The sequence below is a fragment of the Rhizobium sp. L43 genome (assembly GCF_002531725.1).
In the GTDB taxonomy this organism is placed as follows: domain Bacteria; phylum Pseudomonadota; class Alphaproteobacteria; order Rhizobiales; family Rhizobiaceae; genus Rhizobium.
Genome location: NZ_NWSQ01000046.1, coordinates 16320 through 32111, shown reverse-complemented (window position 1 = coordinate 32111; position 15792 = coordinate 16320). Strand labels below are relative to the sequence as shown.

Below are 15792 nucleotides of genomic sequence, written 5' to 3'. Positions count from 1 at the left end.
ACCATCAAGCCTGACGAATGCGCAAACTACTTCACAAACGCTGGCTATGCTTCCGTCAAAACGTGAAACGCTCTAGTAAGCTCACCCCTAGAAAATGAATCGATCGAGTTATTCGAGAACCCTAATTGGGAAGACGGAGCGTTTAATCCGCCTCATCGTGCAAGCGACGTCATCAACCAATTCAGCTCGGTTCGAGCAGCCGAGACCAGGCTTACGTAGGAGCTGATAGTGATCGCTTCTGGCGCATAGCGCGCATCCATCGAATCCGCTCGACCCTTCCCTATCATCAAGATTTTGAGGGGGCTCTTCCAAGTCACTGTGGTCGACAAATCGTCCCTATATTTTTCTGCTTGGGCGATGTCGTCGCGGCTGATGGGATGGTTGGGACGTTTGAATTCGATGATTAAGAAGCTATCGCCGAGATCCTGAGACAAAAGGAGGTCCGGTCGTTTCGAGGCACGATCGCCCGTGAATTTCGCATTTCCGTACTTTGCTATGATACTCTTCAACGTCGTGTTCGACGCCATCGTGGCATATTGGCGGCCCAGCACCCAGAGATTTGTTTCGAGCGCTTGATGCATGTTTTGTTCGAGCGTTGCTACATTCTGAATGAGTTCATCCAGGAAATCGAGAAACTGCAATCTGCGGGCGGCTTGAGCCGCGATAGCGGAGAGTTCTACAAGCCCAAACTGTTCCAGCGCCTCAGCGAACGAACCGACATCACCTCGGCTTGTTATGTTTATTCGCTCAAGCACAGCCCAGTAGGCATCATGCTCAATCGCGTCCAGTGCCACGTCGGCGATCGTCGATATCCGATCTTCGCTCTCGCCGTAGAAGCGTCGTAGAATGCGGTTCAACGCCTCCTCGGCATAGCGTCGACGATGCTCCGGGAGCTGCTGAAGCCGCAAATCGATCTGCCGCTTCAATCGAGCCAGTTGCAAGCTCATGTCACGGGCGTGCGTTTCCTGCAGTCCCTGCTTCACTATCGATCGTACGTAGGCCTGGATTTCCTGGAATGCTTTGCTGTTTTCAATCACCCCGCCCCAGTCGGCGGTGACGAAGTGATCATTGCCGTCCAGTTCTACCTCGCCAAAGACCCGCTTCGACAACTTGAGTGGAATTTCCTCATCATCGTCCAATCCGAAGAGCATGGGTTTTCCGACAACCTTCCCATCGACTTTGAGGACAATGCCAGGGGATTTCGGAGCTTTTTTGCCGTCCGCGATCGTGAAACGCAGTCGGACAGCGCCGCTCTCCGCGAGCACCTCTTCAACCTGTTTGGAAACGCCCGGAACATCTTCGACCGACAACTGATCATCGTTGACGAAAACTTTAAAGCTATCTTCGCGTCCGTACTCGTGAACCAGCAGTTCCCGAAAACGATCGGCCGTCGGAAAGTTCAACCGGCTGTCGAGATCCGACAAAACTATCGTAGTTCCGACATCGTCGCTTGCAGCTTCCTCCTCCAGAAAAGGTGCGGCCCGGACTCCAGGTCGTTTTCGTTTTCGGTCAGGGCCATCTTGTCGATGCTCAGGTGGCATTTGCGCCCCCGAGCCACAGCGATAACGTCCATTCGATTGGCAAGCGACAGACCTGCAAACTTTCCGATGCCCTTGCGACCCTTGACCTTTCGCTTCAACGACGGCGTCCGGTCACCGGTCCGTGCTCGCTTGTCACTCGCGATGTTCAGGTACTCGTTCTGCATTTCGAGAGAGGTCATTCCCGCGCCGTCGTCCCGCACGACGATTGCTTCGCTCGTCATCGGAGACGGCAAGGTAATCCAGACGTTTTTAGCATCGGCATCCCAGGCGTTATCTACCAATTCCTTCAATGCGGCCTCGCTTGAGCGATAGGTCTCACCCAAGAGCCGGGTTAAACGGGTATTCACCGAAAAATGCGCGTCACTACCACTCATCGCGATGGCAATCACAACTTCTAATTGCGACAGAGGTAACAGAATGGAAATTGCATCACCATGGCGGGCGGGTAACAATCTACAACTTTAAATGAGATACACACACAAGACCCGTAACTCTGAGACGCTGAGCTTCTTGATACGATCGCCACCCGCTCGAAATTCGAGATAGACGGCGCGGGCTCCTCGCTTTTCGCGACAGCTGAATCCTGCCTGGGTGAACACCACCGAGCAGGCTTGCAAGGTCATTCGCGGCCGAGGAAGTCACCGGCGACGCAACCGCCCTCTTCTCTGCAGCATCAGGCGCTGAGCGCGACCGGCCTTGCAGCCTGCTTCTCTGCTTTTAGCGCCATACGTATCTCGTAGGCCCTGCCCCAGTCGGCCATCACGGTGACCGCTTGGTTGAGACTGCGGCCGAATTCCGTCGCTAAATATTCGACCCGCTGCACCCTCCCTGGAAATACCTCGCGGCGGATGAGGTCGTCCGCCTCCATCTCCCGTAACTGCTGGGTCAACACCTTCTCGCTGACGCCCTTGAGAATGCGCCTGAGTTCGCCAAAGCGGCGCGGCGCCAGATTGATCTCCCAGAGGATGTCGGTCTTCCATTTCCCGCCGATCGCATTGAGCGCGCTGGCAAAGCCGCAATCATCATCCGGTAGCCGTTTCATCTTTGATCCTTACCTCAACGTAACCGCTTACCCAAAGGTGCGTAATTTACCGGCAGCCGGCCGGCAGCCATATCACAGGGCGTCTCAAATATTGGAGCTAGACCCGATGACTACAATAGGCTTTCTCGGTGCCGGCCGGATGGGCACAGCCCTTGTCCGGACAATGTTGAAAAACAGCCATAACGTGCATGTCTGGAACAGGACGGCGGAAAAGGCCGAAGCACTGGCAGCTTTCGGTGCGGTTCCGGCGTCGAGGCCGGAAGCGGCGATGGACGGGGCGGATATCGTCATCGTCAATCTTCTCGACTATAGCGCTTGCGATGCGCAATTGCGCAAGCCTGCCGTGATGCAGGCACTCAAGGGCAAACTGCTGGTCCAGCTCACTTCCGGTTCGCCAAACACCGCTCGCAACACCGGCATATGGGCGACCGACAACGGCATGGCCTATCTCGACGGGGCGATCATGGCGACGCCGAATGTGATCGGGAGCCCGGAAACGCTGATCCTCTACAGCGGCTCGCGCTCGCACTACGAAAAACACGCAACTCTGTTTGCCGAGCTCGGAGGAAAATCTGCCTTCGTGGGCGAGGATTTCGGCAAGGCTTCAGCGCTCGACAGCGCCCTGCTCGCCCAGATGTGGGGCACGTTGTTCGGCACGCTTCAGGCGCTCGCGATCAATCGCGCCGAGAGTATCGACGCCGATACCTATGCCGGCTTTCTCCCGCTGGTTCAGCCGGTGATCGATGCGGCCGAACAGGACCTCATGCAGCGCGTCCGTGACGGACGCGACCGCGGCGACGACGATACATTGGCAAGCATCGCCGCCCATAGCGCTGCCTTCCACCATCTGCGCGAGATCGTGCGGGAGCGCGGCATCAATTCCGCAATCTCCGATGCTTTCGGGAGTCTCCTGGAGACCGCGATCGCCAAGGGCCACCAGGACGACGATTTTGCGATGCTGGCGCGTTTCATGGTGGCTGCGTAAGCGGTGATCGGATCTCAGGCGATCCTTCCATCCGCCGCAAGAAGCTCTTGCGGCGGGCTTGCGGCTTTCATTCCGCGACGTCTTTCTCGACCAAGGTCCCGAAGAAAGAGATCTCTTCGACATAGACGCGCTTCATGAAGCGCAAGCTCCGAGGAGCAGGGAAACGCCAGCTCCCGCTTGTCCCGGTCTAGCCGACTCTGGCTTCCGTTCAAAAGGGCAGGAAGTCGAACAGGCGCTTGCTCAACCTCGCCGTCCAGGACGGCTTCACGGTCCCGGCAATCAATGGCGGGCCGGACGATGGCGCCAGCGGCGATTGATAGAACCGGTTGAGCATCGCGTCACAGACGTAGTGCCCCCAGTTCGTCAGATGCTCCGTCTCTTTCTCGCCCAGGAAATGGAGATAGGTGCCGACCTCCGAGGGAACGACCGAGGACGACTGCAGCGTGTAGGACGCGTAGGGCTTGAGTTCGACGTCCTTGCTGTCGATCGACCAATAGACGCCGCGGGTTCTGGCGCGCAGAGCCGATTTCGCGAGATCGTCGAGGCCAAGCTGATCGGCCTGTTTTGCAGCCTTGAAGCCGCCGACCAGGTCTCGGCGCCGCAACGACCGCACCTGATTGTCGGTCGTATCGAGGACGCGCTTGAGTTGGGAGAGATAGTTCCAGTAGCCGCCAGTCGAGGAGCGCCAGGGCGCGCCGGCATCGCTGACGAGCAGGCAATCGCAGCGTTTCAGCGCCGGCTCGATGCCGTGATTGTCGTAGACGCCGCCGTCGCTCAATATTGCCCTGCCCGGAGCGACCGGTTCGCCAACGGTGTCGTCGAGTTTCTCCCTTTTCCAGGAAAACTGTGACAGGTCTAATCGCAGCGGCGACAGCACGGGCGGGAATGCCGCCGAAGCGGCAACCGCGGTTGCGAGCGAAAGTGTCGGATGAAACGACACCCCGATTCTGTAATCCGCGAGATAGCGGTTCGACATCCGGAAGAGCGAACCGGTGCTGAGATTGCTGGCGCAAAATACGAACCAGGGCGATCCCGGAAGGTCGCTCAGGCTTGGTGATTTTCCGTCGAACAGATGCCGCTCATAGAGCTTCGCGGCCTCCTGCGCCGCGCTCGAGAAGGGATTGAACACGCCCTTCAGGAAGCTCGGTCCATCCGCAAAGACCTGGCTGAAGGCCAGGATGCGATCCAAATACTCGGCTTTGAAATTGACGGCGATCCCGTTCTGAAAGACAAGCCGCGGCCACGCATAGGCCAGAAGGCCGGACGCGATAGATCCGCCCGATACCGACGAGATCATATCGAGTTTCGCCAGAAGACCGGCCTCGTTGAGCCTCGCAAGTGATCCCGCATGGAAAAGCATGGCCCGATAGCCGCCGCCCGAAAGGCAAAGGCCGAGTTTATAGCGCTCAGCGGGCTTCTCGGGCTCGTCGGATCCCGGCAGCACGGTGTCTTCCTCGGAATGCTGGTCTTCTGACATGCTCGGCCTCACTCAGGAATATGAGTTTCCCAACATTTCTTCCTTCGGGCCAACCACCGGTCGCTCGTCTTTGGGCCTGCACGCTACTCACTCGTATACCGGCGGGAGTTGACATCGCATTTGTGCCACTCCCAGTTTATTCCGGCTTCGTCCTTATGGCCATAACACCAGTCGGCGCGATTGAGCAGCGGACCGAGTTCGTCGCGCCGTTTGCAAGCCCGTAGCGTCTCGGGGCCTTCGCGGTCGACACTCGTGCGGCAGATGTCGTCCAGTCCTGTCCACTGATGGATCAACCGATCCGGTGCCTTGGCCCCCTTATCCGTGGCGAGCACCTTTCCGGTCTCGGACTCGATCTGCAGGGAGGCCGTGTTCCACACGAAAGAGAATTCCGCCATTCCGGCGGACGTCTTGCCCGTATCCCGGTTTCGGGCAAACCACTCGACAATTCCCGACATTTCGCATTTTCCAGCACAGCTGGCAGTCACGGAGCCCGGCTTGACGCTGTAGATGCGCTCCGGCCAGCGTTGGGCGAAGGCTGCCTTTTCCTTCAGGACGGCGTCTTTGTCGACCGAGTGTCCGAAGAAGGAGACCTCGTCGGCATAGACGCCCTTCATAAAGGCCAATGCCGGGGCACTGTCTTTCGACCATTCGTCATTGTATCGGTTGACGAAATCAACCGCCTCCGTTGTGAGGTCGCCGGGTTCGGAGGCGGCCGACTCCTCGGAAGCGCTGGGGTCTGACGGCATGTCGGCAGGTGTTGCGCTCTCCTGCGGCGCGGCGCCTGGCGGGGGCGGCGTGCTTTCCTGTGCCGAGGGCATATCCTCGGGCGTGTTGATGTTCCAGTCTCGCATTTCCGCAGCGGTGAGATACCGTATATCGGTGCTGTCGATCGACAGGCTGAGCTGCAGGAGATTGGGGCTTACCCCCATGTCGGTGAGGTAGCCGATGATCTCGCCGGTCAGTGATTGAACCGACGAAACTGCCAATTTGTTGTCCATGGCGGCATCGTCGGAAAGAGAAACCCGATGCACGCCGATGGAACCCGGCTCGGCGAACCTTTCGACGCCACCGACGAAGGCGAAGGCGCAAGCCGATGCACATTCCATGGCTCTGATCTGGAGCGTTCTTGCATTCAGTGCGCGAATGATGCGGCCGAACCGGATCGCGGTGACCACGTTTCCGCCGGGCGAGTCAAAGCTGATGTAGTCCGCTTGGTACTGCCTGTATTCGTCGACAAGCTGCATCGGATCGTCGGAGAATTCAAACACGCCCTTTATCACCAGAGCACGCCCTCCCGGGGTGCCGTCGAGGCGTTGGTAGGAAATTGCCGCATGCGCTTCTGCGGCCAGGGCGACGAACGCCAGCAGCATCGATATCAACGAGACGAATTTGCGCATTCTTACCCAGCCCTCGAGCACCTGTATTTCTCCCGTCGTCATTCGCAGCATAGCTTGGCAGCTCTGTATAGCCGGATGATGAAATCACCTGCCCGTAAAGCCCGATCTCATCGGCGACCGCCGACGCTGATTACGGTCAGAAGAACAATAGCTTCGCAGAGAATGTTGATACCTCCCCCGGCAGTATCCGATCAATGCACAAGGGGCGATCTTCTGGCAAGCGGCACAATCAGAAGTGATGAATACGGTAAACGTCGATTCCTCGCCGGAATCGCGAAATCCCCGTCGGGATGCGCCGGCTAAGCGCGGGCAGATGTGCTTGAAATCAGTCCTATCAATGCCCAGGCGGGGGGCGTTGTAGACCGATGCAATGAATATCGATTATGTCGCCTGCATCGAAGCATTTGACCAACGAGGCACTTCGTGACTTTTGCCTATGACAATCACACCCTCGATCTGAGGAGCGATGCCGATTTCTTCTCCCTCCTCACCGGAAGCTATCTGCGCATCACCGGCCGTCGTCTTGTCCAGGACGGGCAAGGGCCGGACTGGCTCTATAACAATGCTCCCTTCGTGGTCCTCGCTCACAACACCGCGCCCGATCCGCGCTTCATCTACGCCAACCGCACCGCGCAGAATTGCTTCGAATATAGCTGGGATGAATTTACTGCGCTGCCGTCGCGGCTTTCGGCCGAACAGCCTGATCGCGCCGAGCGCCAGCGGCTGCTGGACGCCGTCACGCGCGATGGTTTTGTCGATAATGCGCGCGGTGTCAGGATCGCGAAATCGGGGCGCCGTTTCTGGATCGAGGATGTGACCGTCTGGCAGCTCATCGATGAAGCGGGCAAGCGGTTGGGCCAGGCGGCGATATTCTCTTCGTGGCAGGACGCGTAATGTCGCCGTCACGGGCGGGGTAGTGGCAAACGTAGCTTAGTGCTCGCTCATTCCTGTGCCTGTCACAGGAATCCAGTGCGCTCAAGTCCTTGAGCGCGGAAGACCGCTTTATCACTGAGAGTCATTCACGGCGCCGACGCGCCGTGGCTAGATTCCTGTGACATCCCTCGGATCAAGTCCGAGGACAGGAATGGGGGAGATCGGAGAGGCCGACTCTGCCTGAGCGTTTCTATCGCAATGAGGTTACGGTTTCACCCGGTCAGGATGCGCCGCCTGGAAAGCGGGTATGCCGGCGCATCTGGCGTCGATATCGGCGATGCGCCTGAAAGCGGTCATATCTAATCCCCAGCGGCGGGCGTTGTAGACCTGTGGAACCAGACAGAGATCCGCCATCGTCGGCCTGTCGCCAAAGCTGAACGCTCCATCAAATTCGCCGATCATGGCTTCCAGTTTGCGCAGTCCGTCGGCAATGAAATGCTTCATCCATTCCTCGCGGGCGTCGGCCTTGTCGGTTATGGTCATGAGGTGGGTAACGACATGCATGTTGCAGATCGGATGGATGTCCATGGCAACCGCATATGCAAGCGCCCGCACATGCTGGCGATCGGCAATGTCGGATGGCAGCAATCCGCATTCCGGCCTGGTCTCGGCGAGATATTCGATGATGGCCAGCGACTGCGTCAGTGTCTTGCCGTCAATCACCAATGTCGGCACCAGCCCCTGCGGGTTGAGCGCGAGATAATCCGGCTTCCTGTGCGCGCCGTCCAACAGGTTGATCGGCACCGCCTTATAGTCGACGCCCAGGAGATTGAGCGCGATGCGGACGCGGTAGCTCGCCGATGATCGCCAGTAGTCGTAGAGAACCACCTCGTTCATTGTGGCTCGGCTCCGCTGTATTTCTCGACCGTCTGTTCGATTGCCCCGAAGATCGAATGGCCGGCTTGATCCTTCATCTCGATGCGCACCTGATCGCCGAATTTCATGAAAGGCGTTTTCGGCGATCCGGTCTCGATCGCCTCGATCATCCTCAGTTCGGCAATGCAGGAGTAGCCGTCTCCTCCGCCTTCCACCGGCTTGCCGGGGCCGCCGTCGCGCTTGTTGGAAACAGTGCCGGAGCCGATGATCGTTCCGGCCAGGAGATGGCGGGTTTTGGCGGCATGGGCGATCAGCTGGCCCAAATCGAATGTCATATCGACGCCGGCATTGGCCCTGCCGAAGGGCTTGCCGTTCAAGCTCACTAGCAGCGGCAGATGCAGCTTGCCGCCATCCCAGGCATCCCCGAGCTCGTCCGGCGTCACCGCGACCGGAGAGAATGCCGAGGCCGGCTTGGACTGGAAGAAACCGAAGCCCTTCGCCAACTCGTCCGGGATCAGGCCGCGCAGCGACACGTCGTTGACGAGCATCAGCAGCCGGATGGCGCTGCGGGCGACCTCCGGGCTGGACCCCATGGCGACGTCGCCTGTTATGACGGCGACCTCGCCCTCCATGTCGATGCCATAGGCCTCGTCGGCCGCCAGGATGGGATCGCGCGGCGCGAGGAAAGCGTCCGAGCCGCCTTGATAGATCAGCGGATCGGTCCAGAAGCTCGCCGGCATCTCGGCGCCGCGCGCCTTGCGCACCAGTTCGACGTGGTTGACGTAAGCGGAACCATCGGCCCATTGGTAGGCCCGCGGCAAGGGTGACGCAGCGTCATGTTCGTGAAAGCGGATCGTCGGCTGGGCTCCGGTCTCGATGCCTTCGGCAATCAGCTGAAGTCGCGGCGCCACATGCTCCCAGTCATCGAGCGCTGCCTGCAAGGTGCGGGCGATGTGACCGACCTCGGAACAGCGGGTCAGGTCGCGGGACACGACGACCAGCCGGCCGTCCCGCGTGGAGTCCTTCAAGGTGGCAAGTTTCATGTCCGAATTCCCGTGCCGGAGGATGTCTTCGCTTGATGCATTACTGATACGTCACTTGATGCCGGGGGTTCCGTCGAACTTGCGTTCCAGGCCGTCCCAGCATTCGAGGTAATCCTCCTGCAGCGTTTCGAGTTCGGCCGCGTATTTTGTCAGCTGCTGCGGGTACCGGGTCTCGAACATGAAGGCCATGGTATGATCGAGCTTCACCGGTTTGAGCTCGGCATTGGATGCCTTTTCGAAGGCCAGCGCGTCCGGCCCGTGGGGAAGCATCATATTGTGCAGGCTCATGCCGCCCGGCACGAAGCCCTCCTCCTTGGCGTCGTACTGGCCATGGATCAGGCCCATGAATTCGCTCATGATATTGCGGTGGTACCAGGGCGGACGGAAGGTGTGCTCGGCGACCAGCCAGCGCGGCGGAAAGATTACGAAGTCGACATTGGCCGTACCGGCATCTTCGGTCGGCGCGGTCAGCACCGAGAAGATCGACGGATCGGGATGGTCGAAGCTAATGGCGCCCACAGGCGAAAACGTCCGCAAGTCGTATTTGTAAGGCGCGTAATTGCCGTGCCAGGCGACGACGTCGAGGGGCGAGTGGCCGATCTCGGTGACATAGAATTTTCCACACCACTTCACATGCACGCGGCAAGGCTTTTCCTTGTCCTCGAAAGCGGCGACGGGCGTCTTGAAATCACGCGGGTTTGCCAAGCAGTTGGCGCCGATCGGGCCGCGGTCCGGCAGGGTGAATTTGGCGCCGTAATTCTCACAGATATAGCCGCGCCAGACCGTCTGCTCGCCGCCCCGCAAAATCTTGAACATCATGCCGCGCGGGATGAGGCATATTTCCAGCGGCTCGACATCCATGATGCCCATTTCGGTGAACACTCTGATGGCGCCGAGCTGCGGCACGATCAGCAGTTCACCATCGGCATTGAAGAAGTAGTCGTCGACCATGTCTTCGTTGAAGAGGTAGGCATGGGCCGACATGCCTACCTGGGTGGTGGCATCGCCTGCCGTCGTGATGGTCCGCACTCCCTCGAGAAAGGTCAGTCTCTCCGCGGGTGCAGGGATGGGGTCCCAGCGAAGCTGGCCGAGCGGCAGCGAATGCTCGTCCAGGCAAGGCGCGGTTTTCCAGAGCGGATAGGAGGCGTTGGAGAAGCGGCTTGTGTGGCGCACGCTCGGGCGAATGCGATACAGCCAGGACCGTTCATTCGTGCCGCGCGGCGCGGTGAAGGGCGAGCCGGAAAGCTGCTCGGCATAGAGACCGTAATTGCATTTCTGCGGGCTGTTCTGGCCCTGCGGCAAGGCGCCAGGCAGCGACTCGGTTTCGAAGTCGTTGCCGAAGCCCGGCATATATTTCAGCGTGTTTGCCGTCGCGGCTTCACCGTCCGACGTCTGGATCGATGTCTGGTCCATGCTCAACTCCTCTCCCCGAGAACTCCAGAGCGCTCCGGAGTTTACTCCGCTGCCGTGCCGATGACACCACGCTTGATCTGATCGGCCTCGATCGACTCGAACAGAGCACGGAAGTTGCCTTCGCCGAAACCCTCGTCGCCCTTGCGCTGGATGAATTCGAAGAAGATCGGACCGATGACGGTTTTGGAGAAAATCTGCAGCAGAATTTTCGTCATGCCGCCATTCACCACGCCTTCGCCGTCGATGAGGATGCCGTGCTTCTTCATGCGGTCGATCGGTTCGCTATGGCCGCTCACCCGTTCATAGGACATGTCGTAATAGGTCCCCGGCGGCCCCGGCATGAAGTGCAGGCCATTGTCGGCAAGCCGGTCGGTGGCGTCGTAGATGTCCTCCGTTCCAACGGCGATGTGCTGGATGCCCTCGCCCCGATACTTCTTCAGATATTCCTCGATCTGGCTGGTATCGTCCTTCGATTCATTCAGCGGAATGCGGATCTTGCCGCAGGGTGAGGTGATGGCGCGGCTGACCAGGCCGGTGATGCGGCCATCAATATCGAAGAAGTGGATCTGCTTGAAATTGAACAGGTTGCGGTAAAAATCCCACCACTTGTCCATGTTGCCGCGGAAGACATTGTGGGTGAGATGGTCGAGGTAATAGAAACCGATCCCCTGAGGATGCGGGTTGCGCTCGCCGAGCCAATCGAACTCGGCATCGTAAGCCGATCCCTTCGCGCCATAGGTCTCGACGAAATAAAGCAGCGAACCGCCGATGCCGACAATCGCCGGCACGTCGAGCATCTTGTCGTCGCCATCATAGGGAATGCCACCTTTCGACACCGCGTGATCGAAGGCGTGCCGGGCGTCGACGACGCGCCAAGCCATCGACGGGGCGCAGGGGCCATGTTCTGCGACGAAACGCGCCGCATGGCTGCCGGGTTCGGCGTTGAGGACATAGTTGATATCGCCCTGGCGCCAGACGGTGATGTCTTTCGTCTTGTGCCTGGCGACCGCGACGTAGCCCATGCGTGTGAAGAGCTCGCGGAGCTTCTCCGGCTCGGGATGGGCGAATTCGACGAATTCAAAACCGTCGGTGCCGGCCGGGTTGTCGGCGGTGATTTCCGAAGGCGGCGCATCATGCGGAAAAGGGCCCATTTACTCCTCCTGGGGATTGAACCTTGATTGATGCAAAGTGTGGCCCAAAACGCGTGCAAAGTTCTTGCATTCTTCATGCTACAGGAAGATATTATGCACGGTTCGTGAGTATTTTTGAGATTTTGCGCAATGGATGAACAGCTCGATAAATTGGATTTGCGCCTGCTCCAGGAGCTTCAAAAAGATGGGCGGTTGACGAACAATGAGCTGGGCGAGCGGATCGCGCTTTCACCGTCGCAATGCTCGCGCCGGCGGACGAGATTGGAGGCCGAGGGATATATTCGCAGCTACCGCGCCTATCTCGATCAGCAGAAGCTGGGCCTCGATATGCTGGTGGTCATTTCGGTGACGCTTGCCACCCACAACCGGGACAATGCCCGCCGGTTTTCGCAGTTGATCAACGGACTGCCGGAAGTTCTCGAAGCCTATGCGCTCACCGGTGAAATGGATTATCACCTGAAGGTGGCGACCCGTGGGCTCGCCGATCTCTCGAAATTCGTCAACGACGTTCTGTTGCCGCACGAGTCGGTGCAGCATGTGAAGACGTCGATCGTGCTCGACACGCTGAAGACATTCGAAGGCTTTCCGGTGCATATGCCGGGCAGCTGGCATGGCGACAGCACGCGGTGATCCCGCCGCCTCGTTTGGCGGCAAGCGTCAGAGCGGCAGTTCGGTCGAGAATTTCAGCTCGCGCAGCACGAAGCTCGAGACAACAGTGCGCACATGCGGATTGCGCATGAGGTAGCGGGTCATGAAGACTTCGTAGCTTTCCACGTCCCTCACCCTGATTTTCAGCATGTAATCGAAGGCGCCCGACAGGGCGTAACACTCCATGATCTCCGGCTGAGCCAGCACAACGGACGCGAAAGACGCGACCGCCTCTTCATGGTGATCCTCCAGCGTCACATGGGCGATCACGCAGAGCTTGAGATCGAGTTTTCCCGGATCGAGCAGCGTTACCCGCTTGCGGATAACGCCGTCGGCTTCCAGTTCCTGGATCTTGCGCCAGGCCGAACTCTGCGACATGCCGGCCTTTTCCGCCAGATCCGCCAGCGACAGACTGCCGTCGGCCTGGACGAGCTTCAGAAGGGTGCGGCGGAAGTTCCCAGGTTCTTTCATTTTTGACGTCACTTTCGGGAAGGCTTGCCAACAGTATGGCGATAGCCAGCACGAAAGAAAAGAAAATCCTCCAAACCTGGATCATAATGGCAGGAATAGCGCCGTGCCTGGGAGGATCAGCAAATGACCAAGGAAAGCAGCTACACCGCCAAACTGCCCGGACCGGACGGTCTCTACGACTACACCCCTGATGAAGACGCGATCTGGGGCGAACTCTACCGGCGTCAGATGATGATCCTGGCCGATACGGCCTGCCGCGAATATCTCGACGGCGTCGACATGCTGGGACTCAGGCCGGACAAGGTGCCTCAGCTGATCGATGTGAACAGACGCCTGAACGAGACCACCGGCTTCGGCGTCTCAGGCGTGCCGGCGCTCATTCCGCCCTCGCGCTTTTATGAACTTCTGTCGCAAGGCAAATTCCCGCTCGCCACCTTCCTGCGCCGCCGCGAGCATATCGACTATATCGAAGAGCCGGATCTGTTCCACGAGGTCTTCGGTCACTGCCCCATGCTCACCAACCAGAGCTATGCCAATTTCGTCAGGCATTTCGGCGAATCCGCCGTCCGCCTCGGCAAGGGCTATTCCTGGCACCTGTTCCGGATATTCTGGTTCACCGTCGAATTCGGCCTGATCAACACACCGCAAGGCCGCCGCTGCTTCGGCGCCGGCATCGTCTCGTCACCCAGTGAGGCCAAGGCGGCGATGGAGGGCAAGGCGTGCGAGTTCCGGCCGTTCGATCTGCTGAGCGTGCTGAGAACCCCCTATCGCATCGATATCCTCCAGCCGATCTATTACGTCATCGACAGCTTCGCCGATCTCGAAGCGATCGTGGAACAGGATATCGAAGGCACGATCCTCAAGGCGAAATCGCTCGGTGATTTCGCCCCCGCTTTCGAGGCCAAAGCGTCGTGAACCGCTGGTGATAAAGCGGCCACGCCGAACCCTCACTTCGGCGTGGCCGCACTTCGGTTGACGAAGTCCACCAGGACGCCGGGCTTGACCATGCCGGCCAGTTCTTCGGCATCCCAGTTCGTCAGCCGCACGCAACCGTGCGATCCAACCTTGTCGATGAACTTCGGCTCCGGTGTCCCATGGATTCCATAAGTCGGTTCGGTCAGGTCGATCCAGACCGTGCCGACCGGGCCGTTCGGCCCTTTCGGGATCGTCAGAACCTTGTTGTTCTTTCCCTGCTTGAAATTGCGCTTGGGGTCATACCGGTAGACCGGCATTCGCGCGACGCCCTTGACCTTGTGTTTTCCCGACGGCGCCGGATTGTCTTCGCTTCCGATCGTCGCGGGATAGACCGCAAGCAGCGATCCGTTGTCGGCATAGGCGAGCACCTGTCCCGTCTTCTTGTCGGCCTCGATCCTCTTGACCTTTCCTTCCCTCGGGACGCCGGGGTTCACGACCCACACCGTATCGCCAGGAGCAAACTGCGAAGCCGGGTTGAGCGCGCTCACAAGATCGATACCCATGTGGAAGCGCTCCGATAGTTTTTCGGCAACGCTGGTATATCCCAAGCTCTGCATCTTTGCCTTCTCGCCATAATCTTCAGGGATCCTGTCGACGAGACCCTTGGCGTCCTCTGCCAAAACGACATAGCTCTCGACGATCGGGGCATTGCCTTCCAGGCGGGAGACGACTTCCGGATCCACCCTGCCATCGACAGGAAGCTTGTTCATAGCCTCGAAACCGGCCACCGCCTTATTGACGTTCTCGCCGGAGAGGCCATCGATCACGCCGGGAGATGCGCCGGCGCGGTCGAGCAGGACCTGAAGGCGGACGATCGCGGGGTCTGGATCTGTGGATGAAGGCATCTCCGCCCCAAGAGCGGCAATCGAAGCACCATTGATGGCTTCGGATCGGAGCTCCCGCGCGGCGGCACCGCCAACGGAGATGGCCAGGGCGAGCAGCGACATCGGCAGCGGTGTTTTCATGGACAACAAATGGCCGGCCGCGCAACTTGTTCCACTGAGCAAGAGTGCCCCGATCACGACGTCTTGGCGTGCCTCCTGGCTTCGCGCGATCTCGCCGTCCGACGGGCCGGCCGCAGTTCCTCGATCGTCGGCAGCCACCACTCGGCGTCCTCAGCCGGAGGCATCTTCGCGGGCCAAGTGCGGACGAGTTCTTCGAGCGTCGGCACCCGCCAATGTCCCCAGACGTGATCTTCGGTCACATCAGGATAGAAGTCGGCAACGACGTCCGGATCGACCAGTTCGCCTGAGATTTCAGTAAAGACGACGATTCCATAGGCGATGGCCACCGGCCGCCCGATCGGCGGCAGATCGTCGCTTGGAAGCGGGTAACGATGGCGCTTTCGTTCCGCAGAGCGGAGCCTGCTGCGGATGTCCTCTTCGCTCCCCTTCCGCTCCTCGGCCCGCCGCCGCCTCTCCTCCGGCTCGTTTCTGCGGGCAGCCGCTTCGATTTCAGGCCATCGGCGTCTGAGGTCCTCATAGGATCGGAAGGGAACGTGCCAAATCCTGAGATCGCCATCCCAGCGTGAGAATGGCACCTCGTGCAGTTCGTCGACGACGGTCTTCGAATAGGGCGTGCGGATGCGAAAGCCTGCCTTGCCGAGTTCAAGATATGGACTATCGATCGGATTGAAGGTGAAGGCGTCGCGTCCCTTCGCATCGGCATGGGCGTCGGCTTCGGCCTCCAGCTCGGCAAGCCATCGTCCGATGCGGCGGGACGCCGTCCGGCCGGGGACGAACCAGGCCTTGCGGGCGTCGTTCCAGCGGGCACGGGGAAAGCGCCTGCGGAACTGCTCGACGGTCATCCTGTCGTAAGGGAAGGCAATGTCGGCGCCGGGCCTCGGGTCATCTTCCCCAGGCACCTCGTCGTGGTCAGCGCTGGATTTCGTTTCGGTCAT

General features: G+C 59.4%; 16 protein-coding genes. 4 read left to right on the top strand and 12 right to left on the bottom strand.

Annotated features, from left to right (window positions below):
• Positions 1-152 precede the first annotated feature (152 nt).
• The 3 genes from CO667_RS32895 to CO667_RS32885 form a co-directional block, all read right to left on the bottom strand.
• Positions 153-1424, bottom strand: coding sequence for a phosphonate ABC transporter permease (locus CO667_RS32895; protein WP_097622190.1), 1272 nt, complete (start codon positions 1422-1424; stop codon positions 153-155).
• Positions 1425-1426: 2 nt separating this feature from the next.
• Positions 1427-1993, bottom strand: coding sequence for an ATP-binding protein (locus tag CO667_RS32890; protein ID WP_143540780.1), 567 nt, complete (start codon positions 1991-1993; stop codon positions 1427-1429).
• A gap of 221 nt (positions 1994-2214) precedes the next feature.
• Positions 2215-2583: a helix-turn-helix domain-containing protein gene (locus tag CO667_RS32885; RefSeq protein ID WP_097622188.1), complete on the bottom strand. Its 369-nt coding sequence runs from the start codon at positions 2581-2583 to the stop codon at positions 2215-2217.
• 106 nt (positions 2584-2689) lie between these two features.
• Here CO667_RS32885 and CO667_RS32880 point away from each other — a divergent pair, with 106 nt between their 5' ends.
• A complete protein-coding gene (locus CO667_RS32880) occupies positions 2690-3568 on the top strand; it encodes an NAD(P)-binding domain-containing protein (protein ID WP_097622187.1) in 879 nt (292 codons plus the stop codon).
• 208 nt (positions 3569-3776) lie between these two features.
• On the opposite strand, the gene CO667_RS32875 is transcribed toward CO667_RS32880, so the two are convergent.
• On the bottom strand, positions 3777-5045 hold the full coding sequence (locus tag CO667_RS32875; RefSeq protein WP_097622186.1) for a patatin-like phospholipase family protein: 1269 nt from the start codon (positions 5043-5045) through the stop codon (positions 3777-3779).
• Between the two features lie 83 nt (positions 5046-5128).
• The gene (locus CO667_RS32870; RefSeq protein WP_097622185.1) at positions 5129-6463 is read right to left on the bottom strand and encodes a hypothetical protein; all 1335 of its coding nucleotides are present in this window, start codon (positions 6461-6463) and stop codon (positions 5129-5131) included.
• 402 nt (positions 6464-6865) lie between these two features.
• Between CO667_RS32870 and CO667_RS32865 the strand changes: the two genes are divergently transcribed.
• Positions 6866-7336 (top strand): MEKHLA domain-containing protein, encoded by a 471-nt coding sequence (locus CO667_RS32865; RefSeq protein ID WP_097622184.1) that lies wholly within the window; start codon positions 6866-6868, stop codon positions 7334-7336.
• A 243-nt stretch (positions 7337-7579) separates the two neighbouring features.
• Here CO667_RS32865 and maiA read toward each other — a convergent pair whose 3' ends face one another.
• From maiA to hppD, 4 genes are read right to left on the bottom strand one after another with little or no spacing between them, the layout of a single operon-like run.
• Positions 7580-8212 (bottom strand): maleylacetoacetate isomerase, encoded by a 633-nt coding sequence (gene maiA, locus CO667_RS32860; protein WP_097622183.1) that lies wholly within the window; start codon positions 8210-8212, stop codon positions 7580-7582.
• On the bottom strand, positions 8209-9234 hold the full coding sequence (locus CO667_RS32855; RefSeq protein WP_097622182.1) for a fumarylacetoacetate hydrolase family protein: 1026 nt from the start codon (positions 9232-9234) through the stop codon (positions 8209-8211). The genes maiA and CO667_RS32855 overlap by 4 nt, the downstream gene beginning before the upstream one ends.
• A 51-nt stretch (positions 9235-9285) precedes the next feature.
• Complete coding sequence (gene hmgA, locus CO667_RS32850; RefSeq protein WP_097622181.1) at positions 9286-10647, bottom strand: homogentisate 1,2-dioxygenase; 1362 nt, start codon at positions 10645-10647, stop codon at positions 9286-9288.
• Between the two features lie 41 nt (positions 10648-10688).
• Positions 10689-11798, bottom strand: coding sequence for a 4-hydroxyphenylpyruvate dioxygenase (gene hppD / locus CO667_RS32845; RefSeq protein ID WP_097622180.1), 1110 nt, complete (start codon positions 11796-11798; stop codon positions 10689-10691).
• Positions 11799-11927: 129 nt separating this feature from the next.
• On the opposite strand from hppD, the gene CO667_RS32840 reads away from it, so the two are divergent.
• Positions 11928-12428: an Lrp/AsnC family transcriptional regulator gene (locus CO667_RS32840; protein WP_097622179.1), complete on the top strand. Its 501-nt coding sequence runs from the start codon at positions 11928-11930 to the stop codon at positions 12426-12428.
• 27 nt (positions 12429-12455) lie between these two features.
• Here CO667_RS32840 and CO667_RS32835 read toward each other — a convergent pair whose 3' ends face one another.
• Positions 12456-12917, bottom strand: a complete 462-nt coding sequence (locus CO667_RS32835; protein WP_097622178.1) for an Lrp/AsnC family transcriptional regulator — start codon at positions 12915-12917, stop codon at positions 12456-12458.
• Between the two features lie 123 nt (positions 12918-13040).
• Here CO667_RS32835 and CO667_RS32830 point away from each other — a divergent pair, with 123 nt between their 5' ends.
• The gene (locus CO667_RS32830; RefSeq protein WP_097622177.1) at positions 13041-13832 is read left to right on the top strand and encodes a phenylalanine 4-monooxygenase; all 792 of its coding nucleotides are present in this window, start codon (positions 13041-13043) and stop codon (positions 13830-13832) included.
• 32 nt (positions 13833-13864) lie between these two features.
• On the opposite strand, the gene CO667_RS32825 is transcribed toward CO667_RS32830, so the two are convergent.
• Together CO667_RS32825 and CO667_RS32820 are read right to left on the bottom strand one after the other, a co-directional pair.
• Positions 13865-14866, bottom strand: coding sequence for a L,D-transpeptidase (locus CO667_RS32825; protein ID WP_097622176.1), 1002 nt, complete (start codon positions 14864-14866; stop codon positions 13865-13867).
• Between the two features lie 44 nt (positions 14867-14910).
• Positions 14911-15792, bottom strand: a complete 882-nt coding sequence (locus CO667_RS32820) for a hypothetical protein (RefSeq protein ID WP_097622175.1) — start codon at positions 15790-15792, stop codon at positions 14911-14913.